Annotated in this window: 21 protein-coding genes and 1 tRNA gene; 14 read left to right on the top strand and 8 right to left on the bottom strand. The window is 63.8% G+C overall.

Annotated elements, in window-relative coordinates; all coding sequences use genetic code 11:
- The 5 genes from glgP to glgX all read left to right on the top strand — a co-directional run.
- On the top strand, nt 1-1,452 hold a 1,452-nt coding region (glgP, locus tag QZY01_RS18780), incomplete at its 5' end, for a glycogen/starch/alpha-glucan family phosphorylase (RefSeq protein ID WP_294540241.1).
- Between the two features lie 369 nt (nt 1,453-1,821).
- Nucleotides 1,822-3,081: a glucose-1-phosphate adenylyltransferase gene (gene glgC, locus QZY01_RS18775; protein ID WP_294540239.1), complete on the top strand. Its 1,260-nt coding sequence runs from the start codon at nt 1,822-1,824 to the stop codon at nt 3,079-3,081.
- Nucleotides 3,081-4,526 (top strand): glycogen synthase GlgA, encoded by a 1,446-nt coding sequence (glgA, locus tag QZY01_RS18770; protein WP_294540237.1) that lies wholly within the window; start codon nt 3,081-3,083, stop codon nt 4,524-4,526. The genes glgC and glgA overlap by 1 nt, the downstream gene beginning before the upstream one ends.
- Nucleotides 4,523-6,166, top strand: a complete 1,644-nt coding sequence (locus QZY01_RS18765; protein WP_294540235.1) for an alpha-D-glucose phosphate-specific phosphoglucomutase — start codon at nt 4,523-4,525, stop codon at nt 6,164-6,166. Before glgA ends, QZY01_RS18765 begins: the two co-directional genes overlap by 4 nt.
- Nucleotides 6,167-6,265: 99 nt before the next feature.
- A complete protein-coding gene (gene glgX, locus QZY01_RS18760) occupies nt 6,266-8,305 on the top strand; it encodes a glycogen debranching protein GlgX (protein WP_294540234.1) in 2,040 nt (679 codons plus the stop codon).
- 10 nt (nt 8,306-8,315) lie between these two features.
- Here the strand turns inward: glgX and QZY01_RS18755 are convergent, their stop codons facing one another.
- On the bottom strand, nt 8,316-9,812 hold the full coding sequence (locus tag QZY01_RS18755) for a hypothetical protein (protein ID WP_294540232.1): 1,497 nt from the start codon (nt 9,810-9,812) through the stop codon (nt 8,316-8,318).
- Between the two features lie 240 nt (nt 9,813-10,052).
- On the opposite strand from QZY01_RS18755, the gene nadA reads away from it, so the two are divergent.
- The 4 genes from nadA to QZY01_RS18735 all read left to right on the top strand — a co-directional run bounded on the left by nadA (nt 10,053) and on the right by QZY01_RS18735 (nt 15,617).
- On the top strand, nt 10,053-11,150 hold the full coding sequence (gene nadA / locus QZY01_RS18750) for a quinolinate synthase NadA (protein ID WP_294540230.1): 1,098 nt from the start codon (nt 10,053-10,055) through the stop codon (nt 11,148-11,150).
- A 106-nt stretch (nt 11,151-11,256) separates the two neighbouring features.
- A complete protein-coding gene (locus tag QZY01_RS18745) occupies nt 11,257-12,822 on the top strand; it encodes an L-aspartate oxidase (protein WP_294540228.1) in 1,566 nt (521 codons plus the stop codon).
- The gene (gene nadC, locus QZY01_RS18740; RefSeq protein ID WP_294540226.1) at nt 12,819-13,676 is read left to right on the top strand and encodes a carboxylating nicotinate-nucleotide diphosphorylase; all 858 of its coding nucleotides are present in this window, start codon (nt 12,819-12,821) and stop codon (nt 13,674-13,676) included. The genes QZY01_RS18745 and nadC overlap by 4 nt, the downstream gene beginning before the upstream one ends.
- A 123-nt stretch (nt 13,677-13,799) precedes the next feature.
- Nucleotides 13,800-15,617, top strand: coding sequence for a tetratricopeptide repeat protein (locus QZY01_RS18735; protein WP_294540224.1), 1,818 nt, complete (start codon nt 13,800-13,802; stop codon nt 15,615-15,617).
- Between the two features lie 34 nt (nt 15,618-15,651).
- Here QZY01_RS18735 and QZY01_RS18730 read toward each other — a convergent pair whose 3' ends face one another.
- The 4 genes from QZY01_RS18730 to ilvC form a co-directional block, all read right to left on the bottom strand.
- A complete protein-coding gene (locus QZY01_RS18730; RefSeq protein WP_294540222.1) occupies nt 15,652-16,062 on the bottom strand; it encodes a nuclear transport factor 2 family protein in 411 nt (136 codons plus the stop codon).
- A 444-nt stretch (nt 16,063-16,506) separates the two neighbouring features.
- Nucleotides 16,507-16,935: a nuclear transport factor 2 family protein gene (locus tag QZY01_RS18725; RefSeq protein ID WP_294540220.1), complete on the bottom strand. Its 429-nt coding sequence runs from the start codon at nt 16,933-16,935 to the stop codon at nt 16,507-16,509.
- A gap of 56 nt (nt 16,936-16,991) precedes the next feature.
- Entirely contained in the window at nt 16,992-17,426 is a 435-nt protein-coding gene (locus tag QZY01_RS18720) for a nuclear transport factor 2 family protein (RefSeq protein WP_294540218.1), read from the bottom strand.
- Nucleotides 17,427-17,516: 90 nt separating this feature from the next.
- Nucleotides 17,517-18,536: a ketol-acid reductoisomerase gene (gene ilvC / locus QZY01_RS18715; RefSeq protein WP_294540216.1), complete on the bottom strand. Its 1,020-nt coding sequence runs from the start codon at nt 18,534-18,536 to the stop codon at nt 17,517-17,519.
- Nucleotides 18,537-18,749: 213 nt separating this feature from the next.
- Here ilvC and msrB point away from each other — a divergent pair, with 213 nt between their 5' ends.
- Together msrB and msrA are read left to right on the top strand one after the other, a co-directional pair.
- Nucleotides 18,750-19,241, top strand: a complete 492-nt coding sequence (gene msrB, locus QZY01_RS18710; protein WP_294540214.1) for a peptide-methionine (R)-S-oxide reductase MsrB — start codon at nt 18,750-18,752, stop codon at nt 19,239-19,241.
- A 36-nt stretch (nt 19,242-19,277) separates the two neighbouring features.
- Nucleotides 19,278-20,006, top strand: a complete 729-nt coding sequence (msrA, locus tag QZY01_RS18705; protein WP_294540212.1) for a peptide-methionine (S)-S-oxide reductase MsrA — start codon at nt 19,278-19,280, stop codon at nt 20,004-20,006.
- Between the two features lie 82 nt (nt 20,007-20,088).
- Here msrA and yacG read toward each other — a convergent pair whose 3' ends face one another.
- The 3 genes from yacG to infA are packed head-to-tail and all read right to left on the bottom strand — an operon-like array spanning nt 20,089 to nt 21,196.
- Complete coding sequence (gene yacG / locus QZY01_RS18700; protein WP_294540210.1) at nt 20,089-20,298, bottom strand: DNA gyrase inhibitor YacG; 210 nt, start codon at nt 20,296-20,298, stop codon at nt 20,089-20,091.
- Nucleotides 20,298-20,948, bottom strand: a complete 651-nt coding sequence (locus QZY01_RS18695; RefSeq protein WP_294540208.1) for a Maf family nucleotide pyrophosphatase — start codon at nt 20,946-20,948, stop codon at nt 20,298-20,300. Before QZY01_RS18695 ends, yacG begins: the two co-directional genes overlap by 1 nt.
- A 29-nt stretch (nt 20,949-20,977) precedes the next feature.
- The gene (infA, locus tag QZY01_RS18690) at nt 20,978-21,196 is read right to left on the bottom strand and encodes a translation initiation factor IF-1 (RefSeq protein WP_294540206.1); all 219 of its coding nucleotides are present in this window, start codon (nt 21,194-21,196) and stop codon (nt 20,978-20,980) included.
- 439 nt (nt 21,197-21,635) lie between these two features.
- On the opposite strand from infA, the gene QZY01_RS18685 reads away from it, so the two are divergent.
- From QZY01_RS18685 to QZY01_RS18675, 3 genes are all read left to right on the top strand, one after another.
- Nucleotides 21,636-21,992 (top strand): hypothetical protein, encoded by a 357-nt coding sequence (locus QZY01_RS18685; RefSeq protein ID WP_294540204.1) that lies wholly within the window; start codon nt 21,636-21,638, stop codon nt 21,990-21,992.
- 147 nt (nt 21,993-22,139) lie between these two features.
- Nucleotides 22,140-22,215 (top strand) — tRNA-Phe (locus QZY01_RS18680).
- 272 nt (nt 22,216-22,487) lie between these two features.
- The gene (locus tag QZY01_RS18675; RefSeq protein WP_294540243.1) at nt 22,488-22,811 is read left to right on the top strand and encodes an integrase arm-type DNA-binding domain-containing protein; all 324 of its coding nucleotides are present in this window, start codon (nt 22,488-22,490) and stop codon (nt 22,809-22,811) included.
- The last annotated feature ends 345 nt before the right edge of the window (nt 22,812-23,156 follow it).

Genomic DNA, 23,156 nt, shown 5'->3' with positions numbered 1-23,156 from the left:
GACGCCCATGGGCTCGAATGGGAAAAAGCCTGGGCCATCACCCAGGCGACCTTCTCCTACACCAATCACACCCTGTTGCCGGAGGCGCTCGAAACCTGGCCGGCGCCGCTGATGGAGCGGCTGCTGCCGCGCCACATGCAGATCATCTATCTTATCAACGCCCTGCATCTCGACCGCCTGCGCCGCTCCGGCCACAACGATCCCGGCAACCTCGCATCGCTGTCGCTGATCGACGAGCATAACGGCCGCTATGTGCGCATGGGCCATCTCGCCTTTCTCGGCTCGCACAAGGTCAATGGCGTCTCCTATCTCCATACCGAACTCGTCAAGCAGACGGTTTTCCACGATCTGCACGAGGTCTTCCCCGACCGCATCGTCAACAAGACCAACGGCGTCACCTTCCGCCGCTGGCTGATCGAGGCCAATCCGCATCTCACCCGCCTGCTCATCGAGACGCTCGGAAAATCCGTGCTCGACGATTTCACGCAGCTCGAAAAACTCGAACCATTGGCCAGCGATCTCGATTTCCAGAAGCGCTTCGCCGCCGCGAAACTCGCCAACAAGGAGGCTCTGGCCAAGGTCATCGCCGACCGGCTGCTGATCCGGGTCGATCCGACCGCGCTGTTCGACGTTCAGATCAAGCGCATCCACGAATACAAGCGGCAATTGCTCAATATTCTGGAGACCATCGCCCTTTACAACGACATTCGCGCGCAACCCATGCGCGACTTCGTGCCGCGCGTGAAAATCTTCGCCGGCAAGGCGGCGGCGAGCTATCATCAGGCCAAGCTCATTATCAAGCTGGCCAATGACGTGGCGCGGGTGGTCAACAACGATCCGACCGTGCGCGACCTGCTCAAGGTGGTTTTCCTGCCCAATTACAATGTCAGTCTCGCGGAATCGATCATCCCCGCCGCCGATCTGTCGGAGCAGATTTCAACGGCGGGCATGGAGGCCTCCGGCACCGGCAACATGAAGATGGCGCTGAACGGCGCGCTGACCATCGGCACGCTCGACGGCGCCAATGTCGAAATCCGCGAAAGGGTCGGCGACGACAATATTTTCATCTTCGGTCTGACCACCGAACAGGTGGCCGAGCGCCGGCGCAACGGCATCGACGCGCGCGAAACCATCGCCCAGTCGCCGATCCTGCGCGAAGTGCTGGATTCGGTGGCCCATGGCGTGTTTTCGCCGGATGACCGCTCCCGCTACTCCCAGCTCGTCGACGTGCTGACCTATTACGACCATTTCCTCGTGACGGCGGATTTCGACGCCTATTACGCCGCGCAGCGCGCGGTGGACCGCAAATGGCGCGACCGGAAGTCCTGGCAGCGTTCGGCGATCCTCAACACCGCCCGCACCGCCTGGTTCTCCTCCGATCGCGCCATTGCCGAATATGCCGAGGAAATCTGGAACGTGCCGGTGCGCGAGGGGTTGGAGCCGTTTGCCTGAGCGAAACTCTCGGGAAGGGGTCGGGGGTGAATGGCGCCAACAGCCGTTCGGACCGCCGGCCCCTTTTCACGCGCTTTCGGCGAGGCGCAAGGTTTGTCGCGCCCGGCCCCGCCGCGCGCGGCTATTCACCAAGAGTTCGGGATTTTCTTGATAATACTATGTGTTTAGATTAATTTTCGAGCGTCCGTTCGACGCATGAAAACGCCTCGAAACGGCGCCAAACGCGAAGCTTGAATTGAGATGGCGCAAAGCTTTAATTCCGGCTCTGCGCTAGACAAAGGAGGCGCGTCGGGCGGAAGATTCTGGACAGGTGCGGCCGCGTCCGGCAGGATCGAAAACAAGGCCGAAAAAAGCAGGGCGGAGACAGATATGAAGATCGCAGCGCACGCCCCTCTCGCGCGCCAGGCCCTCGCTTATGTGCTGGCCGGCGGACGCGGTTCCCGTCTGATGGAGCTGACCGACCGACGCGCCAAGCCGGCGGTCTATTTCGGCGGCAAGTCGCGGATCATCGATTTCGCCTTGTCCAACGCCCTCAATTCAGGGGTGCGCCGCATCTGCGTCGCCACGCAATACAAGGCGCACAGCCTGATCCGCCATTTGCAGCGCGGCTGGACCTTTCTGCGGCCCGAACGCAACGAAAGTTTCGACGTCCTGCCCGCCTCGCAGCGCGTCTCGGAGGACAAATGGTATGTCGGCACCGCCGACGCCGTGTTCCAGAACGCCGACATCGTCGAGGATTACGCGCCGCAATACATCATCATCCTGGCCGGCGACCATGTCTATAAAATGGACTACGAACTCATGCTCCAGCAGCATGTGGACCAGCACGCCGACGTGACGGTGGGCTGTCTCGAAGTCTCGCGCGAGGAGGCGACCGGCTTCGGCGTGATGGGGATCGACGAAACCGACCGCATCGTCACCTTTGTCGAAAAGCCGAAGAATCCGCCGCCCATACCGGGAAAGCCCGACCGCTGCCTCGCCAGCATGGGCATTTATGTGTTCGAGACCAAATTCCTGTTCGACTTGCTGCGCGCCGACGCCGAGGACATTAATTCGAGCCATGATTTCGGCAAGGATCTGATCCCCTACGTCGTCACCAACGGCAAGGCGGTGGCGCATCGCTTTTCCGATTCCTGCGTGCGCTCGGAAAACGAGACCCGCGCCTATTGGCGCGACGTCGGAACCCTCGACGCCTATTGGGCCGCCAATATCGACCTGACCGAAATCACCCCGGAACTCGACCTGTTCGACCGCAACTGGCCGATCTGGACCTATAACGAACTGACCCCCCCGGCGAAATTCGTGCATGACGTCGAAGGCCGGCGCGGACAGGCCATTTCCTCGCTGGTTTCGGGCGGCTGCATCCTTTCCGGCGCCTCGCTGCGGCGCAGCCTGCTGTTCAACAATGTGCGGGTCAATTCCTTCGCCCAGGTGCATTTTTCGGTGGTTTTGCCCGATGTCGACATCGGTCGCTCGGCCCGGCTCAAAAATGTCATCGTCGATCGCGGCGTCCGCATTCCGGAAGGGATGGTCATCGGCGAAGATCCGGAACTCGACGCGACGCGGTTCCGCCGCAGCGAACAGGGAATCTGCCTGGTCACCCAGCCGATGATCGATCGGCTGTCCTGATGCCGGATCTGGTTGCGCTGTCGATCGCGTCCGAGATTTTCCCTCTGGTCAAGACCGGCGGCCTGGCCGATATCGCCGGCGCCCTGCCTCTGGCTCTGGCGCAGGAAAATGTAGCCGTCTCCACGCTGGTTCCGGGCTATCCCGCCGTGCTCGACGCGCTCGCGGGCGCGGAGCCGGTGGCGGAATTCGCAGACCTGCTCGGCGGCCCGGCGCGCATCCTGCGCGGCAAGGCCGGGGAACTCGACCTGTTCGCGCTCAACGCACCGCATCTCTATCTGCGCCCCGGCGGCCCCTATATCGGCGCCGACGGGATCGACCATCCCGACAACGCCCAGCGCTTCGCCGCGCTGTCTCAGGCCGGCGCGGCGCTTTCGCAGGGGCTGGCGGCCAATTTCACGCCCGACATCGTCCATGGCCACGACTGGCAGGCGGGGCTGACCGCCGCCTATTTGCGCTTCAGCGGCAAGCGCGCGCCGCCCTTCGTCTTCACCATCCACAATCTCGCCTTCCAGGGGGTTTTTCGCGCCGGACTGCTGGCGCCGCTCGGCCTGCCCGCAACCAGTTTCGTCACCGGGGGACTGGAATTTTACGACCAGATCAGCTTCCTCAAGGCCGGCATCAATTTTTCCGACGCCATCACCACGGTCTCTCCAACCTATGCGCGCGAAATTCTCCAGCCCGACCAGGGCATGAGCTTCGACGGCATTTTGCGCGCACGCGAGGAGGTGCTTTACGGCATTCGCAACGGCATCGACACCCAGGTCTGGAACCCGGCCGCCGACCCGCTGATCGCGAAGAACTTTTCCAACCGCAAGCTTGCCGCCCGGGCGGAAAACACCCACGCCCTGCGCCGGAAAACGGGGCTGGCCGAAATCGACGGCGCGCTGCTGCTCGGCGTCGTCAGCCGGCTGTCGAGCCAGAAGGGGCTCGACCTCGTTCTGGAGTGCCTGCCCTTGTTCGAACCGCTCAATCTGCAACTGGTCCTGCTCGGCGCCGGCGATCCGGAGCTGGAGGAAGCCTTTGCCGAGGCGGCGGCCGCGGCGCCGGAACGGATCGCCGCGCATTTCGGCTATTCGGAAGGTCTCGCCCACCTGATTCAGGCCGGCGCGCATGTCCTGCTCGCGCCCTCGCGGTTCGAGCCTTGCGGCCTGACCCAATTATGCGCGCTGCGCTATGGCGCCGTGCCGTTGACTTCGCGGGTCGGCGGCTTCGCCGACACGATCATCGACGCCAATGACATGGCGCTGTCGGCAGGCTGCGCCACCGGCCTGCAATTCACCCCGGTCGCCGCCGACGCGCTGGCCGCCGCCCTTCGCAAGGCCGCCGGAATTTTCGCCAATCCCGCTCTTTGGCGCCAGATCCAGCTCAATGGCATGAAGAGCGACGTGGGCTGGACCCAGCCCGCCAGGACTTACGCCAACCTGTTCCGGAAAATCGCCGCATGAACGCTCCGCCGCCCATCCAGACCGTCGCGACCACGCCTTTCGCCGACCAGCGCCCCGGCACTTCCGGCCTGCGCAAGAAGACGACGGTGTTTCAGCAGCCGCATTATCTCGCCAATTTCGTCCAGTCGATCTTCGCCTCGCTGGAAGGATATGCCGGGAAAACGCTGGTGCTCGGCGGCGACGGGCGCTACTTCAACCGCGAGGCGATCCAGATCGTCCTGAAGATGGCGGCGGCCAACGGCTTTGGCGAAATCGTCGTCGGACGCGGCGGCATCCTTTCCACCCCGGCCGCCTCGGCGGTGATCCGCGCCGAGAAGGCCTTTGGCGGCATTGTCCTGTCGGCAAGCCATAATCCCGGCGGGCCGGACGGCGATTTCGGCATCAAATATAATATTTCCAACGGCGGCCCCGCCCCGGAGAAAATCACCGAGGCGATTTTCGACCATAGCCGGACCATCGAGAGCTATAAAATCGTCGAGGCGCCCGATGTCGATCTCGACACGCTCGGCGAAACCCGGCTCGGCGCGACGAAGGTCCGCGTCATCGATCCGGTCGCCATCTATCTCGACCTGATGGAGAGCCTGTTCGACTTCGACGCCATCGCAGCCATGTTTCGCGCCGGCTTCACCCTGAAATTCGACGCGATGAGCGCGGTCACCGGTCCCTACGCCAAGGCGATTTTCGAGGAACGGCTCGGCGCGGCGCCGGGTAGCGTGATCAACGCCGAACCGCTGGAGGATTTCGGCGGCCATCATCCCGACCCCAATCTCGTCCACGCCAAACATCTCCTCGATCTTGCCCTGTCGCCGCACTCGCCCGATCTCTGCGCGGCGTCGGATGGCGACGGCGACCGCAATCTGGTGATCGGGCGCGGAATCTTCGTCACGCCATCCGACAGTCTGGCGATCATCGCCGCCAACGCCCATCTGGTCAAAGGCTATAGCGGCGGCATCGCCGGCGTCGCGCGCTCGATGCCGACCAGCCGCGCCGCCGACCGCGTCGCGCAAAAGCTCGGGATCGGCATCTACGAGACGCCGACGGGATGGAAATTCTTCGGCAATCTGCTCGACGCCGGCCGGGTCACGATCTGCGGCGAGGAAAGCGCCGGCGCCGGCTCGAACCATGTGCGCGAGAAGGACGGGCTCTGGGCGGTGCTGATGTGGCTCAACATCCTCGCCGTCCGCAAACAGAGCGTCGCCGAGATCGTGCGCGGCCATTGGGCGGAATATGGCCGCAATTATTATTCGCGCCACGATTACGAGGAAGTGGCGAGCGAAGGCGCCAACGCGCTGATCGCGGATCTGCGCAAAAAGCTGCCGAGCCTTCCCGGACAAACCTTCGGCGCGCTCAAGATCGAGGCGGCGGACGATTTCGCCTATCACGACCCGATCGACCAATCGATCTCGAAACAGCAGGGCGTCCGTATTCTTTTCGCGGATGGTTCGCGCATCGTTTATCGCCTGTCCGGCACCGGCACCTCGGGCGCGACCTTGCGCGTCTATATCGAGCTTTTTGAGCCCGATCCGGCCAAACACGATCTCGAAACGCAAGGCGCACTGGGGGCCTTGATCCCCCTTGCCGAATCTCTGGCCGATATCCGCGGGCACACCGGGCGAACCGAGCCAAGCGTCATCACATGAGGGAAATCTGGCCGAAACAGATATTGCGCGGCGCGGGGCCGGCCGCAGGGCGAGTTGTTTCGTCGCGCCGCGCATTGACGTTTCGGGGGACATCGCTTGTTGGCTGAAGACTTTTCGATCTCCCCCGGTTCGCCCGACCAGCTCGGCCTTGTTCTCTCCCCGCAAGGCGGCAATTTCGCGCTCTATTCCGAAACCGCCACGGCGGTCGACTTCTGCCTGTTCGATGCGGCGGATCGAGAGATCGCGCGCCTGCGCCTGCCCGGACGCAGCGGCCCCGTCTTCCATGGTTTCATCCACGGCTTGCAGGCCGGGGCGCGTTACGGTCTGCGCGTCCACGGCCCCTACGATCCCGCGCAGGGCGCCCGTCATAACCCTGCCAAGCTGCTGATCGATCCTTACGCGCTCGGGCTCGACCGCTTCATCGAGCCGCATCCGTCGATGCTGGGTTTTGACGCCGACGGTCTGCCGTCGCGCGGCGACAGCGCGCCTTTTGTCGCCAAGGCCATAGCCCAGAGCCCGGTTCTCGCGCCCTCGCCGCCGCGCGCCAAAAAATCCTGGCCGCAAACCATGATCTATGAACTTCATGTGCGCGGTTTCACTAGGCTCATGCCGGAAATCCCCGATCGGCAGCGGGGAACTTTCGCCGGCCTCGCCCATCCGGCCGCCATCGCCCGTCTGCAAAATCTCGGCGTCACCACGCTGGAGCTGCTGCCCTGCGCCGCCTGGATCGACGAGCGGCATCTGCCGCCTCTGGGGCTGACCAATTACTGGGGCTATAATTCCGTCGCCTTCATGGCGCCCGACCCGCGTCTCGCGCCGGGCGGCTGGAAGGAAGTGCGCGAATCCGTCGCCACGCTGCAGGCGGCGGGGTTCGACGTGCTGATCGACATCGTGCTCAACCATAGCGGCGAAAGCGACCAGTTCGGCCCCACGCTGTCGCTGCGCGGCATCGACAACGCGAGCTATTATCGGCTCGCCGAAAATCCGGCGCATTACATCAACGACGCGGGCTGCGGCAATATTCTGCGCTTCGACCATCCCGCCGTCGTCCGCCTCGCCATGGACACGTTGCGCGCCTGGACGCAATATGGCGGCGTCGACGGCTTCCGTTTCGATCTCGCCGTGACTCTGGCGCGGGGCGGCGAGGGTTTCGACGCTTTCGCCCCCCTGCTCGCGGCGATCGACCAGGACCCGGTGCTGCGCCACATCAAAATGATCGCCGAGCCCTGGGACGTCGGTCCCGGCGGCTATCATGTCGGGAAATTTCCGCCGCGCTGGAGCGACTGGAACGATATTTTCCGCGACGACGTGCGCAAATTCTGGCGCGGCGACCGCGGCATGATCGGCGGGCTGGCGACCGCGCTGGCCGGCTCGGAGCCGATGTTCGGAAAATTCGGACGGCCGACGAAAAGCATCAATTTCGTCACCGCCCACGACGGTTTCACGCTGGCCGATCTCGTCGCCTACGCTTACAAGCACAACGAGGCCAATGGCGAGCATAACCGCGACGGCACCGACGCCAATCATTCATGGAACAATGGCGTCGAAGGCCCGACCGATGACGAACGGATTCTGGCGCTGCGGCGGCGCGACCAGCGCAATCTGCTGGCGACGCTGTTTTGCGCACGCGGCGTTCCGATGCTGGCGATGGGTTCGGAATGCGGCCACAGCCAGAACGGCAACAACAACGCCTATGCGCAGGACAATTTGCTCACCTGGATCGACTGGGGCAAGGCCGACGCAAAACTGATCGCCTTCACCCGGAAACTGATCGCGCTGCGCATGGGCGAAGCCGCCTTGCACGCCGACGCATTTTTGACCGGCGCGCTGCTGAACGACGGCTCCATCCCCGACGCCCGGTGGTATGGCGCCGAGGGCGAAGCCATGCGCGACGACCAATGGCGGCAAGACGAACGGCGTTTCATCGGCCTTTCGCTCTATGCGGAAAATTCGCGGGCGCTGATCCTGCTCAATGCGGGCGGCGACGTGACCTTTCCGCTGCCCGCGCCGCGGGCCGGAAAACGCTGGCGGCTCGTCATCGACACATTTGACGATGCAACGGACGAGCGCTTTTTCGGCGCCGGAGACAGCCTGCCGGTCGAACCGCGCAGCGTGAAAATTCTGGTCGAGGCCGTCTGAGACGGCAGGATCACCTGCGGGCGTAAACGCTCGCCACGTCATCGCGATAGACGCGCCGCCATTCTGGCGAAGCCTCAAGAACCCGATTGGCCGGCAAGACGGTCGGCAGCAGGGTCCAGCCAATCGCCCGATTGGCGAGCAGGCGGTCGAGGACATCGGCCTTGCGTCCGGCCAGCGCCATCGACAGGTCGTAATGCAGCGGGCCGAACAATTCGGCGCGGCCGTCGGCATAGGTCTGGACATGGCGGTCGATCAGAAAGCCGCCGAACTGGTCCTCGTTGAGCACCTGACCCGTGACCCCGGCGGCGCGCGCGGCGGCCAGCGCCGCTTGCGGCGCGATTGCCGCCGGCAGGTCCAGGCCGCCGCGCAGCGACAAGGACCCGACCGCGACCGCCAGCACGCCCGCCGCCGCACAGGCGACGGTTTTCCATTCGAGACGGCGGGGGCGGAAAATTTCGCCGCGCAAGGCCGCAACCGGCGCCGCGACCAGCAGCGCGACGACCATCAGGCCGAGCGTCTCCTGCCGCACATGGGCGAGCGCCGAATGGAGCAGGGCCAGAAGCAGAGCGACGCGCGGCGCCGGCAGGCGCAGGCCGCTCAACAGGGAAGCTCCGAGGCCGAGCAGCAGGATGATTTCGAAATGGCCGAAGCTCGAAAAATCCTGCGGACGCCATTCGACGATCAGGCTCAAGGCGGGACCGAGCGCCAGAACATCGCGCGCGGCGGCGAAGACCCGCCAACCATAGGGGTGAACCAGCGCCGCCAGCAGGCAGAGTGCGGCAAAACCTGCCCAGCGCCGGGCGAGGCGCCACTGGCTTTCGCCCGCGCGCGCGACGGATTCCCAAGCGAAAAACGGCGCCAGCGCAAAGGCCAGCAGGAAGGAGCCGTGCAGATTGGCCCACAGCACCACCAAAAACGCATAAGGCCAGCGCGGCGCCCGGCCCTTCTCGGCGGAGTCGAGCAGTTCAATCGCGAAAGCCGCCGCGACCGGCCAGGCCAGCACATGCGGCCGCGCGAGCAGATGAAAATGGCCCGCCAGCGCAATGAGGGCGGCGGCGGCGAGCGCGAACAGCGGCCCGGCGCGCCGCTCCAGCGCGGCGAAAACCAGGCCATAGGCGGCGCAGGCCGCGGCCAGCGCCAGCAACGCGACGCCCGTCCAGCCGGCAAACCGCCGGCAAAGCGCATATAAAACCTGAGACAGCCATTCCTTGGCGATCCAGCCCTGGCCGTACATCGTCCAGGAATAGGAATCGGTTTGCGGAAAATATCGCGAAGCGAGGATTTCCTGCCCGGTGCGGATGTGCCACAGCATGTCCGGGTCAAACAACAGGCTCGGCGCGGTCGGCAGCAGAACGGCGAAAAAGCCCAAAGCGACCAGCGCGGCGAGCGGCCGGTCGCCCACCGACGCGGCGGCCATGGGCGGCAGGGCGAAACGGCCCCAATAGATGTTTTCGCGCGGAACCGCGTTTTCGCGGCGACGATGAAGGAAAAACGCCAGGTCGGTCATGCCATCGTCCCGAAAAATCAACGGCGGGAGCCTGACATAAAAAGGTTGACGGGTTTTTTTCGCGCATTGGCGAGCCGAAGCCCGTCGCGAAAAACCGCTCCGATGGCTCTTGTCTTTATACTCAGAGTGAGTATATGTAGGAAACATGAATGGGGAGACCTTCTCCCCCGCGAGCCGTCGTAACGGCCTTTTTATCGGTTCAGGTTATGCTCACTTTGAGCATAACTAGGAGTGAGCGTCATGCAGGTATCTTCCCACTCGCGTGTTTCGGGCCCCTCCCTGGGCGCCGCCTCGGCTGCGCCCCACAAGCTGACGGCCCTTTCGCGCCATGGCGCGCTGCCCATGCCGATCCTGGCCTGGACGCCGGAAGTCGCGCGCGAGACGGCGCATCTTTACGAAAAGGTCAAGGCGACCATCCCGCCGATCGAATGGCCGTTTCACGCGCCCTATATCAAGGCGATCAACGATCTCAAAAAGCAGCGCAACGCCGTCATCCTGGCGCATAATTACCAGACGCCGGAAATCTACCATTGCGTCGCCGACGTGGTCGGCGACTCGCTGCAACTCGCCCGGATCGCCGGCCAGTCCGACGCCGAAATCATCGTTCAGGGCGGCGTGCATTTCATGGCCGAGACCTCGAAGCTGATGAGCCCGGAAAAAACCGTGCTGATTCCGGATTCGCGCGCCGGCTGTTCCCTCGCCGCCTCGATCACCGGCGCCGACGTGCGCGCGCTGCGCCGCAAATATCCCGGCGTCCCGGTGGTCGCCTATGTCAATACTTCGGCGCAAGTGAAGGCCGAGGTCGATATTTGCTGCACCTCGTCCAATGCGGTGAAAGTGGTGGAAAGCCTCGGCGCCGACACCGTGATCATGGTTCCCGACCGGTTCCTCGCCGCCAATGTCGCGCGCCAGACGGCTGTCAAGATCATCGCCTGGCATGGCGCCTGCGAAGTGCATGAGCGGTTCACGGCGGAAGAACTGCTGCGCTATCGCGCGGAAGATCCGTCGATCCAGCTGCTCGCCCATCCCGAATGCCCGCCGGAAGTCGTCGATGTCTGCGACTTTTCCGGCTCCACGGCGGCGATGATCGATTACGTCAAGACCCGCCAGCCCCAGCGCGTGCTGCTCGTCACCGAATGTTCGATGGCCGATAATGTCGCGGCGGAAAATCCCGGCGTCGATTTCGTGCGGCCCTGCAATCTCTGCCCGCACATGAAGCGGATCACCCTGCCGAAAATCCTCGACAGTCTGGTCTATCTGCGCGAGGAAGTGACGATCGACGAGGCGCTGGCGCAGCGCGCCCGCCGCTCGGTCGAGCGGATGATCGATCTGAACTAGGCGCGCGGCGCTTTTATTTGTTCTCTCCCGGCAAAGCCCGTCGAAAGACGGGCGTCGCCCAGCCCTGCCCTCTCCCTGCTCCCGGGAGAGGGAGAAGGAGCGCCCCATGGCCGAATCTGACATCCTGATCGTCGGCGGCGGATTGGCCGGCCTGTTCTGCGCGCTCAAACTGGCGCCGCTGCCGGTCGCCGTTCTCGCCGCCGCGCCGATCGGCGAAGGGGCCTCGTCGGTCTGGGCGCAGGGCGGCATCGCCGCCGCCGTCGGCAAGAGCGACAGCCCCGAATTGCACGCCGCCGACACTTTCGCCGCGGGGGCCGGCATCGTCGATCGGGCGGTGGCGCTTTCGGTCGCCCGCGAGGCGCGCGCGCGCGTCGATGACTTGCTGCGTTTCGGCGCGCCCTTCGACCACGACGCGCTCGGCGATCTGGCGCCCTCGCAGGAGGCCGCCCATTCCGCGAGGCGCATTGTGCGCGTCAAGGGAGACGGCGCCGGCGCGGCGATCATGCAGGCCCTGGTCGCCCGCGTGCGCCAGACCCCGTCCATCCGGCTGCACGAAAATTTCGTCGCCGAGGATCTGCTCGTCGAATCGGGGCGCGTCGTCGGCGTGCTGGCGCGCGGCGCCGACGGGATCATGCAAAATTTTTACGCCCGCGCCACCGTGCTCGCGACCGGCGGCGTCGGCGCGCTTTACGCCCTCACCACCAATCCGCCGCAGGCCAATGGCGCGGCGCTGGCGATGGGCGCGCGGGCCGGGGCGCGCATCGCCGACGCCGAATTCGTGCAATTCCATCCGACCGCCATCGACATCGGCCGCGACCCCGCGCCGCTGGCGACCGAGGCGCTGCGCGGCGAAGGCGCGATTCTGGTCAATCGCGCCGGCAAGCGTTTCATGCCCGCCCAGCACAAGGACGCCGAACTCGCGCCGCGCGACATTGTCGCGCGCGCCGTGTTCGCCGAACTGGCGGCGGGACGCGGGGCCTATCTCGACGCGACCAGCGCCGTCGGCGCGGCTTTCGCCGAGAAATTCCCCGCTGTCGCGGCTTCCTGCCTGTCGGCGGGAATCGACCCTTCGCGCCAGAGGATTCCGGTGGCGCCGGCGGAGCATTATCATATGGGCGGCCTGTGGACCGACGCCCATGGCCGCACCTCGCTGCCGGGACTTTGGGCCGCCGGCGAAGCCGCCTCGACCGGACTGCATGGCGCCAATCGCCTCGCCTCCAATTCGCTGCTCGAAGCGGTGGTGTTCGGCGATCGCGTCGCAAGCGATATTGCGGCCCGCCTGCCCGGCCTCGCGCCTCATGCGATCACCGCGTCCGCCCCGCCCGCGCCCCCGCGCGCCGACGCCGAAGCCGCCGCGCAGGTTCGGCGCATCATGACCCGCCATGTCGGCGTGTTGCGCGACGAGCCGGGTCTGCGCGCCGCTCTGTTCGCCTTGAACGCTTTGCGCGACAAGGCGCTGGCGCAGGGCGGCCTCGATCTGCGCAACCGCGCCGAGGCGGCCTTGCTCATCGCCGCCAGCGCCCTGTTGCGGCGCGAGAGCCGGGGCGGCCATTTCCGCCGCGATTTTCCAACGCCCGATCCGGCCCAGGCCCGCCGCTCCTTCATCACGCTGGACGAGGCGCTGCGGCTGGCGCAAGGCTCAAAAGCCAGACAGCTGAGCGCCGTTCCATGACCCTGCCCGTATTGAACCCGCTTCTCGTCGAACAGGCCGTGCGCGCCGCGCTGATTGAGGATTTCGGCCGCGCCGGCGACGTTACCTCGCAGGCGACCATTCCCGCCGCCGCCTCGGCGCGGGCGGTCATCGCGGCGCGCAAGAAGCCCGGCGTGCTCTGCGGGATCGCACTGGCGCGCAAAGCTTTCGAACTGGTCGATCCCAGCTTGCGCTTCGAGGCTTTGCTCGAAGACGGCGAGAATTTCGCCGCCGGCTCGGTTCTGGCGCGCATCGAGGGTCCGGCCCGCGCGCTGCTTTCAGCCGAGCGCGTGGCGCTGAACTTCCTTGGCCGGCTCTGCGGCGTCGCCACCCTGACATCGCATTATGCCGGCGCCATCGCCCATACGGGAGCGAAAATCTGCTGCACCCGCAAAACCACGCCCGGCCTGCGCGCCTTCGAGAAATATGCCGTGCGCTGCGGCGGCGGGGTCAATCACCGCTTCGGCCTCGACGACGCCGTTCTGATCAAGGACAATCATATCGAAGTGGCGGGCGGTATCGTTCCGGCCTTGCGCGCGGCGAAAGATTTCGTCGGTCATCTGGTCAAGATCGAAATCGAGGTCGATACGCTCGAACAATTGCGCGAGGTTCTCGCCGAGGGCGCCGATGCGGTGCTGCTCGACAACATGACCCCGGCGCAATTGCGCGAGGCGGTGGCCCTGATCGGCGGGCGGATGACGGCCGAGGCGTCGGGCGGCATCGATCTCGCTGCGTTGCGCGAAGTGGCCGAGACCGGCGTGGACCTGATTTCCTCGGGCGCGCTGACCCATTCCGCGCCGACGCTTGATCTCGGCCTCGATATCGAGATCCGATGAGGCCGACCGGATTTTCGATTTCGCCGCGCTTGCCCTCGCAGCGCAAAAAAGCCATGTTCGGCAGACAGATCATCAGGCGGCGCGCCGAACCCCGGCGCGGGCGGGAAAGTCGATTTCGTGTTCTTGAACCCTCAACCCATTAAGACCGCGGCCCGCAAGCCGTCGGACGCCTTGTCCGTCCCCCGGTTCGCCGTCTGGGCCGCCGCGCTGATGCTTGCCGCCAGCCTCGCCCCCTCCGCCGTCGACGCCCGTGAAACCACCGCCGTTTCCGCCCCTTTCGAGGTCAGCGAAAGCCCCGCCGGCAATTATCTCGCCGCCCGCGTCGCCGAAGCCGAACACGATACTTTCGCCGCCTCGACCTTTTTCCGCGAAACTTTGCGCTCGGACCCGCATAATATCGAACTCGTCCAGCGCGCCTTCGTCGCCGCTCTGGCCAATGGCGACCTGCCGGACAGTTACGCGCTGGCGCAAAAGGTGCTGGCGCGCGATCCCCGCAACAGTTCGGCGCGGCTGGCGCTCGGCGTCCGCGACATCAAGGCGAAAAACTTCTCCGCCGCCCGTTCGCAGCTCAACTGGACGGGCAAGTCGCAGCAGCGCGACCTGACCGCCGTGCTCTTGACCGCCTGGAGCCAGGTCGGCTCCGGCGACGTCAAGAAGGGCCTCGCCCTCGTCGATACGCTGAGCGAGCCTTCCTTTGCGGTGTTTCGCGACTATCACGCCGGCCTGATGCTCGAAGCCGCCGGAAAAACCGAAGAAGCCGGCAAAAGATTCAAGGCCGCCTATTCAGCCGACCAGTCCACGCTGCGGCTGGTCGACGCCTATGCCCGCAACCTTGACCGCCAGGGCAAGCCCGACGAGGCCAAGGCGGTCTATGCGGCTTTCGAACGCATCCAGCCGCGCAATCCGATGATCCTCGCCGCCCAGGCCGATCTCGCCGCCGGCAGGAAACTCGCGCCGATGGTCAAGGACGTCAATGCCGGCGCGGCGGAAGTGCTTTACGGTCTCGGCGCCTATGGACTCGGCGCGGCGGGGGGCCGGCAGGGCGACGAAATCGCCGCCATCGTCTTTTTGCGCCTTGCCCTGTCGCTGCAGCCAGATCATGCTTTGGCGCTCGATACGCTCGGCGAGGCCTATGGCCGGCTCAAACAATATGAGACGGCGATCGATGTTTACGACCTGACGCCGGAAAACTCGCCGATGCGCGTCAACGCCGACATCCGCATCGCCCTGCTGCTCGACGCGCTCGGCAAATCCGACGAGGCGCTCAAGCGCCTGCGGGCCATTGTCGCCGAACATCCGCAAAACGCCGAGGCGCTCTCGGCTTTGGCCGATCTGGACCGCTCGCACAAGAATTTCGCCGCCTCTGCGGACGCTTATACGCGGGTGCTGACGCTGACCTCGCCCAGCGAAAAGAGCCAATGGGCGATCTATTATTTCCGGGGGGTCGATTACGAACGCGCCAAGCAATGGGACAAGGCGGAGGCCGATTTCAAGAAGGCGCTCGATCTCTATCCCGAACAGCCGCTGGTGCTGAACTATCTCGGCTATTCCTGGGCGGATCAGGGCATCCATCTCGACGAGGCGTTCAAGATGCTGCGCCGTGCGGTCGAATTGCAGCCCGAGGACGGCTATATCGTCGATTCGCTCGGCTGGGCGCATTACAAGCTCGGTCATTACGACGAGGCGGTGAAGCTTCTGGAGCGCGCCATAGAGTTGAAGCCCGGCGATCCCGTGATCAACGACCATCTCGGCGACGCCTATTGGCGGGCCGGGCGGCGGCTCGACGCGCAGTTCCAGTGGAATCACGCGCGCGATCTCAATCCCGATCCGGATGATCTGCCGAAAATTCTCCACAAGATCGACAAGGGATTGCAGGAAGCCTCGCCGGCCGTTCAGGATTCACCGGCGACGCCGCAGGCGGAAGTCAAGAAGGGCGGCTGAGGCGGCCTTTTATCTTGGCAGGAGCTTTGAAAGATCAGTCCCGGCCGCCCTCGCGGTCGTTTTCGGCGAGAGCGGCGACGAGCGCCGTGTCGAAGAACCGCGTCCATTCGACGATCTTGAAATCGACCCAGACCAGGCGGTCGATCCCCTCCAGTTCCGCGATGGCGCCGGCGCCGCGGCCGCGCAACTGCATGCGCCACGACATGTAGGAACAGCGCGGCATATCGATGACCAGATCCTCGATTTCGAAGGACAGGATTTCAAAATCCGTGTCGAAAGCGCGCCAGGCTTCGCGTATTTCCGCCTTGCCGACCCGCAGGCCGGCGGCGGGGATCAGCGCGCGCGATCCCAGCAAACGATAGCGGGCGTTCTCGTGGAAAAAAGCCAGACCCGGCTCGTTGTCGCCTTTGGCGCGGCGGCCATAAATATCGCGGGCGATCGCCAAATATTCCTCTCGTGTCAATCGGTCGCTGATCATATTTCGCCTAATCACCTAAAAAAAATGCCAAATATCTGGAAATTGACGCCGTGATTCGATATAATTCAGGCGTCCACAGCATTTTATGCTTCGTGGCAAAACGAAAATGCTGCGGCCCTTCGATTAACCGCCTATTCCTGTCGAGTACAGCTTCCACTTTCTGGAAACAGACCCCAAGTTCAAACAGGACGACGCCGGACGATCTCCGTCAAACCCTCAACCGAAGTTAATCACGGAATATCTCAATTCCAAATTGAAATTCCGCCAATGGAAGGATTTGACAGCGATTAAACTGCTCATAGTTTAGTCAAAAATACTTATGTATTGAAATTGAAGCGGCTTTTATTTTGCGCCCGAACCCGGCGCCGCACCGTCCGCGATGAAAAAAACGGGATCGCCTCGGTTTGTAAGTCAACGCATCAGGCGGCAGGCCGTCGCCGTATCGCTGTATTGAAAGAATTCGTCGATCAGGCCCCCGCGGGTGCGAACGAAATCGCCAAGCACCAGCAAAGCCAGTTGCGACGAGCCATGGTGCCTGACCTCGAGCAGTCGGCGCATGGCGAAATTTTCGCCGTCGATCACGATATTCAGCAGTCGATCGCTCAGCCGCTCGAATTCCCTGCCGATCCTGTGCAGCAGTTCGAGAATTTGCGCATGTCCCCGGTAAGTCCCGAAATAGGGCCAGTCGCGCCGGTCGCCGACCATGTGCATCATGGCGTCGGGCTGGAAAAGCGCGATGAATTCTTCCGGACGGCTGCGCAGAGCCAACATGCGCTCGACCAGCGCCCTGATCTGCGGATGGCTTTCCTCGGGGACAAAACGGGTCTGGAAATCGGTCATCTTTCCTGAAACCCCCTTGGCTTGCCGCAGCCGAACTTTCAGCTGCCACGCGGCGCTCAGCAGCGGCTCTCGCGCAGGCGAAACAGGCTCGCGCTGTCGAACATTTCGCTGACTTCGACGATCAAAGCGCCTTCGAGGCGGATGAAGCAGAGAAATGGCAGCCTCGCCTCGCGGCCCGTGCCGCGGTGGCGAAGCTCCAATTCATAACGTACGCAAGCCTGTTCGCCATCGATCAAGGTGTCGAGCCGAAGCAGGGATTTCCGTTCGAATTCGACGGCGAAGGCTCCGAGATAGGCGAGGACGGAATCGCGCGGGACGCGCAGTCCGGCATAGGACCAGCTCGCCGGATCGCCATTCACCAGCCAGTCGGCTTCCGGCGCGAACAAAGCTTCGAGCAGCCGGGGATCGCCGCGACGTTCGAGCATGGCGTCGATGATCCGCTCGAAATCCGAGTGAACTCTTCGCGGGGAAAGACTATCGCTGTCGCTCATGGCTTCGGGCTCCACGCCGGCGGGCCGGGGGCGTCTTGGTCCAATGTCGAAAAAAAACGCGCCCGGAACAAGGGGTCCAGGCGCGAAAAATCAGTTCTTGGCCTTGTCGACCAGCTTGTTCTTGCCGATCCAGGGCATCATCGCGCGCAGGCGTTCGCCGACCTCCTCGATCTGATGGCGGTCGTTGACGCGGCGGATGCCCTTGAAACGGGCGGCGCCGGCGCGATACTCCTGCATCCATTCCGAAGTGAACTTGCCGGTCTGGATGTCGGTCAGGACGCGCTTCATCTCCGCCTTGGTTTCGGGCGTGATGATGCGGGGGCCGGTGACATATTCGCCCCATTCGGCGGTGTTCGAGATCGAATAGTTCATGTTGGCGATGCCGCCCTCGTAGATCAGGTCGACGATCAGCTTGACTTCGTGCAGGCACTCGAAATAGGCCATTTCCGGCGCATAGCCGGCCTCGACCAGGGTTTCGAAACCGGCGCGGATCAGTTCGACCAGACCGCCGCAGAGCACGGTCTGCTCACCGAACAGATCGGTCTCGCATTCTTCCTTGAAGGTCGTCTCGATGATGCCGGAACGGCCGCCGCCGATCGCCGAGGCATAGGACAGGCCGATGTCATGGGCGTTGCCCGAAGCGTCCTGGTGGATCGCGATCAGGCAGGGAACGCCGCCGCCCTTCAGATATTCGCCGCGCACCGTATGGCCGGGCCCCTTGGGAGCGACCATCAGCACGTCGATGTCCTTGCGCGGCTCGATCAGGGCGAAATGGACGTTGAGGCCATGGGCGAACAGCAGCGCCGCGCCGGGGCGGATATTGTCGACAATATCGCTGCGGTAGATTTCGGCCTGAAGCTCGTCCGGGGTCAGCATCATCAGAACGTCGGCCCATTTGGCGGCTTCGGCCACACTCAGCACCTTGACGCCCTCGGACTCGGCCTTTTTGGCGGTGGCCGAGCCGGCGCGCAGGGCGACCGCGACTTCCTTGACGCCGGAATCGCGCAGATTCAGGACATGGGCGTGACCCTGCGAGCCATAGCCGACCACGGCGACCTTCTTGCCCTTGACCAGGTTGATATCGGCATCGCTATCATAATAAACGCGCATTTTTCTCGGCTTTCCGGAGTGTGGCTGGCGCGGTCGCGCCGCGCAGAAAATTCCAGTGACGCCTAATAAGCAAACAAGCCCGTCTCGTCAAAGGAAAGCGCCAACAAGGCGGCGGCGCGCGCGGGCGGTCAGGTTTTTTTGAAACAAACGGCGCAACGCCGCGTAGGACGGTTGTGAACCCCTTTCGCGCGATCCAAACCGGAGACAGGCGCAATGACGACGAGACGGTATTTTCTGGGCGGCGGCGCGGTCCTGCTGGGCGGAGGCCTGCTCTGGGGCCGGAAAGGCCAGTCGGCGAAGGCGTCCGAAAAATTCGAGGTGACCTTGAGCGACGCCGACTGGCGCAAGAAACTGACCCCCGAGCAATTTGCCGTGCTGCGGCAGGAGGGCACCGAACGCGCCTTCACCAGCCCCTTGCTCAAGGAGCACCGGCGCGGCGTGTTCGCTTGCGCCGGCTGCGATCTCGATCTGTTTCCCTCGGACACGAAATACGACAGCGGCACCGGCTGGCCGAGTTTCTGGAAGCCGCTGGACAATGCGGTTGTCGTGGAAAGCGACCATTCCTTCGGCATGGTCAGGACGGCCGTGCAATGCCGCCGCTGCGGCGGCCATTTGGGTCACGTATTCAACGACGGGCCGCAACCGACCGGCCTGCGCTATTGCATGAACGGCGTCGCCTTGACCTTCAAGGCCGCCGCCGCTTGAGGAAAATCGACCTTCGACCATACGGAGCCGACTGCCATGACCAATGAAACCCGACGCCCTTTTCCCTGGACTTCCCTGCTCGCCGCGACGGCGGTCGCCGCATCTTTGAGTTTCGCACTCAAGACGCCGGTCTCGGGCGCGGAACAGGCGCGCGTCATTCCGCCGCCGTCGGTGGACGAGCCGGCGGGCCCGGCGCTGGAAGTCGCGGTTCTGGCCGGCGGCTGTTTCTGGGGCGTGCAGGGCGTGTTCCAGCACGTCAAGGGCGTCGCCAGCGCCGTCTCCGGCTATGCCGGCGGCGACAAGGACAAGGCGCAATATGAAATCGTCGGTTCCGGCCGCACCGGCCATGCCGAATCGGTGCGCGTGACCTACGATCCGCGCCAGATCAGCTACGGGCGCATCCTGCAAATCTATTTTTCCGTCGCCCACGACCCGACCGAACTCAACCGCCAGGGACCCGACCGCGGCACGCAATACCGCTCGGCCATCTTCCCGGTGGACGCCGAACAGGCGCGCGTGGCGCAAGCCTATATCGCCCAGCTCGACCAGGCCCATGCGTTCGGCGCGCCCATCGCGACGAAAATCGAACCCGACCGTCCGTTTTATCCCGCCGAAGCCTATCACCAGGATTTTCTGACGCTGAACCCGTCCTATCCTTACATCGTCGTCAACGACCTGCCGAAGATCGCCAATCTGAAGCGGCTCTATCCCGAATTCTACCGGGCCGAACCGGCGCTGGTCGGAGGCGGGCGCGCGACAAACTGACGGCGGAGGCCGCACAGGCGACACGTCGAAAACCGGTGTTCGGAGATTTCGGGCTCGACCGCCAATTTACGACAGGACCGGTTCAATCCTCGGCGTCGTCGGGCCGCGAAGCGGAGTCCTCGTCGAGGCTTTCGCCGGCGATGGCGTAAGACCCGTTGAGCCAGCGATGCAGATCGACATTGGCGCAGCGTTTGGAGCAGAACGGCGGGAAGGCCGGATCGACCGGCTTGCCGCAGATCGAGCAGACCGGCGTTTTGGTGGGCCTGTCGGCCTTTTCAGGCTTGCCCGGCATCAGACGCCCGGCTCCTTGGCGCCGGCCCAGAACAGGTGCGCCCGATAGCCCAGCCCTTCGAGCAGGGTCATGGTTTCGTGCAGCGGCAGGCCGACGACGGCGCTATAGGAGCCGATCAGCTTGACGACAAAGGCCCCCGCTATGCCCTGGATGGCGTAGCCTCCGGCCTTGCCGCGCCATTCGCGCGAGGCGAGATAGGCCTCGATTTCCTTTCCCGACAGGCGCTTGAAGCGCAGCCGCGTCTCGACCAGCCGCGAGCGCTCGCGCCCCGCCGGATCGATCACGGTGACGCCGGAATAGACGCGGTGGGCCCGGCCCGACAAAAGGCGCAGGCAGAAATCCGCCTCCTCGCTGCTTTCGCATTTCGGCAGGACGCGGCGGCCGACGCAAACCACCGTATCGGCGCCGATGACATAGGCGCCTTGCAGTTCCGCGCGGCCATGGGCGGTCCTGGCCCCGACCCGCGCCTTTTCCAGCGCCAGACGCGCCGCGAGCTTGCGCGGCGATTCGTTGCGGCCGGGCGCCTCGTCGAGATCGGCCGGCAACAGGGCGTCGGGTTCGACGCCGATCTGCTGCAACAACGCGAGACGGCGCGGCGAGCCGGAGGCGAGCGCCAGACGCGCGGGACGGATTTCGGACTCGGCGGTCACAAAGGCTCCGGACGTTTGGGCGGCAAAGCCTATTTGAAACGATAGGTGATGCGGCCCTTGCTCAGATCGTAGGGCGTCATCTCGACCAGAACGCGATCTCCGGTAAGCACGCGAATCCGGTTCTTGCGCATTTTGCCCGCCGTATGGGCGATAATTTCGTGATCGTTTTCGAGCGTGACGCGAAAGGTCGCATTGGGCAGCAATTCGCTGACGACGCCCGGAAATTCCAGCAGTTCTTCTTTCGACATCGGGTTCCTTGAGTTGATGAATTCCGCTTCATGAATTCGATTTCAGAATTTATTTACCCGCCATACCACGCGAAGGCCGCCTCGCGGGATACGTCGGAAGTCGCGTTGTCAATCCCGACAAACCCGCGCATTATCACTGGATCGACTAAGACTCCAGCAAGCCCGAGATGGGTCCTGTCCAGGTTGGGCTTGCGGTTGGCGGCCTTTTGCGGCGGCGAATGCGGACATTCGCGCCAAAACGAAGAGCCGCGCTATAACAAATTGCGACGCGCCTGCCAATGGCGCGCGAGGGAAGCGACGTCCAAGACTTTTTCGACTGGAAGCCCTTTCGGCTCGTTGGAGCCGGGAGGGAAAATGGATTTTTGTATCCTGCGACGTTTTAGCGAAACTTCGGCCTTGCCCCAAGGCGCGCCGTGAACCCCCCGGAAGGTTTTCCTCAATGAAAGATCTTTTCTCGCTCCAGGACCGTCTATTGAGTTCGTGGTTCGAATTCTGCGAAGTCCAGACCTCTTCGATAACCACCATTTCCGCCCGCCTGCCGATTCTGGTCGCCGCCGCGTCCGGCTTCGGCGACAAGGAGGCGACCGACGAAACCCAGAACATGGTCACCGAAAAACTGATCGCCGTCACCGAATGCGCCCAGGCGGCGGTGATGGAATCGGTGGCGGTCGCCTGGAAATGGATGACCGGAGATTCGCATCCGGTGGCGGTGGCCGGGCACCTGATGGATGTCGCGGAGGCGTCGACACGCCCGGCGCGCGTAAAAGTCCACGCCAACGCCAAGCGGCTCGCCTGACATTGAATTGCCCCGGCCTCGCGCCCGCGCGGCGCGAGGAGGGCGGATTTTTTAAAAAATGGCGGCTTTCCGGCGCGCGTTCAGGGCTGGACAAGCCGCTTTTGGCTTTCTATAAGGCGCGACGCTCGACGCGGGTCGTCGGGTAAAGCCCAGGTAGCTCAGTTGGTAGAGCATGCGACTGAAAATCGCAGTGTCGGTGGTTCGATTCCGCCCCTGGGCACCACATCCCCTTCCAGCATCGTCTGAAAACAATCAAAAGTCTTATAAAAAAACAAAGGATTGTGCCCGATTTTCTGTCCCGGGCGGTCTGCTGGCATCCAAAAAAATTGATGGTATATTTGCTGGTATCACGCAAATACCAGCAAGGGCGACACGATCATGCCGCTCTCGGAAGGCGAAGTCAGGGGCGCCAAGCCCAAGGGAAAGCCCTATAAACTCACGGATGGCGGCTGGCTCTTCCTGCTGGTCAATCCCACAGGATAAAGGCTCTGGCGGCTGTCCTATCGTTTTGTTGGCAAGCAAAACCTCTTGGCGCTGGGCGCCTATCCCGAAGTCCGGTTGAAGGACGCCAGAGCAAAGGGCGAGAATGCAAAAGCGCCTTTGTCCGAAGGCGTCGATCCCGGCGAACAGAAGAAAGCCGAAGCCCGAAGGGCCTTGAAGGCCAGCGGCAATACCTTCGGCGTTCTCGCCGACGAATTGCTGGACAAAAAGCGGCGCGAGGGCAAAGCGGAAGCGACGCTGGTCAAGCTAAAATGGATTTTCGATTTGGTCCGTCCGGCCATTGGCTCCCGCCCCCTTCCCGAACTCACTTCGGCGTAAATTCTCGCGGCGCTTCGCCCAATCGAGGCAAGGGGACGGCTTGAAACCGTGCGCAGGGTGCGCTCCAATATTGGCGAGGTGTCCCGCTTCGCCATTGCGACGGGCCGGGCGGAAAGCGACCCAACGGCCGCCCTCAAGGCCGCGTTGGCCGCGCCTGTCGCAAGGTGTTGATTTCCATTGAGAGTTGACCCAGGCACGCAGGAAATTTCCACCGAGGATTGACCCATGTTTGAACCCGCCCTGTCCGTTTTCAGCGGGGGGCTGCGGAGTGATCAACATGGATTTATTGAGCGTTATTCGGCGCTGGGCTTTGCGGGACGAGCTTTCGATCCGGGAGATAGCGCG

This window comes from uncultured Rhodoblastus sp., assembly GCF_903903185.1.
Classification (GTDB): domain Bacteria; phylum Pseudomonadota; class Alphaproteobacteria; order Rhizobiales; family Beijerinckiaceae; genus Rhodoblastus.
This window is presented reverse-complemented; position numbering and strand designations above follow the sequence as displayed.

Excerpts from the sequence above, each read along its gene's own strand:
- QZY01_RS18765 (WP_294540235.1), top strand. The coding sequence starts at position 4,523 with ATGAACGCTCCGCCGCCCATCCAGACCGTCGCGACCACGCCTTTCGCC.
- QZY01_RS18720 (WP_294540218.1), bottom strand. The coding sequence starts at position 17,426 with ATGAGCGACAGCGATAGTCTTTCCCCGCGAAGAGTTCACTCGGATTTC.
- ilvC (WP_294540216.1), bottom strand. The coding sequence starts at position 18,536 with ATGCGCGTTTATTATGATAGCGATGCCGATATCAACCTGGTCAAGGGC.
- nadC (WP_294540226.1), top strand. The coding sequence starts at position 12,819 with ATGACCCTGCCCGTATTGAACCCGCTTCTCGTCGAACAGGCCGTGCGC.
- msrB (WP_294540214.1), top strand. The coding sequence starts at position 18,750 with ATGACGACGAGACGGTATTTTCTGGGCGGCGGCGCGGTCCTGCTGGGC.
- QZY01_RS18745 (WP_294540228.1), top strand. The coding sequence starts at position 11,257 with ATGGCCGAATCTGACATCCTGATCGTCGGCGGCGGATTGGCCGGCCTG.
- infA (WP_294540206.1), bottom strand. The coding sequence starts at position 21,196 with ATGTCGAAAGAAGAACTGCTGGAATTTCCGGGCGTCGTCAGCGAATTG.
- glgA (WP_294540237.1), top strand. The coding sequence starts at position 3,081 with ATGCCGGATCTGGTTGCGCTGTCGATCGCGTCCGAGATTTTCCCTCTG.
- yacG (WP_294540210.1), bottom strand. The coding sequence starts at position 20,298 with ATGCCGGGCAAGCCTGAAAAGGCCGACAGGCCCACCAAAACGCCGGTC.
- msrA (WP_294540212.1), top strand. The coding sequence starts at position 19,278 with ATGACCAATGAAACCCGACGCCCTTTTCCCTGGACTTCCCTGCTCGCC.
- glgC (WP_294540239.1), top strand. The coding sequence starts at position 1,822 with ATGAAGATCGCAGCGCACGCCCCTCTCGCGCGCCAGGCCCTCGCTTAT.
- nadA (WP_294540230.1), top strand. The coding sequence starts at position 10,053 with ATGCAGGTATCTTCCCACTCGCGTGTTTCGGGCCCCTCCCTGGGCGCC.
- QZY01_RS18725 (WP_294540220.1), bottom strand. The coding sequence starts at position 16,935 with ATGACCGATTTCCAGACCCGTTTTGTCCCCGAGGAAAGCCATCCGCAG.
- QZY01_RS18685 (WP_294540204.1), top strand. The coding sequence starts at position 21,636 with ATGAAAGATCTTTTCTCGCTCCAGGACCGTCTATTGAGTTCGTGGTTC.
- QZY01_RS18755 (WP_294540232.1), bottom strand. The coding sequence starts at position 9,812 with ATGACCGACCTGGCGTTTTTCCTTCATCGTCGCCGCGAAAACGCGGTT.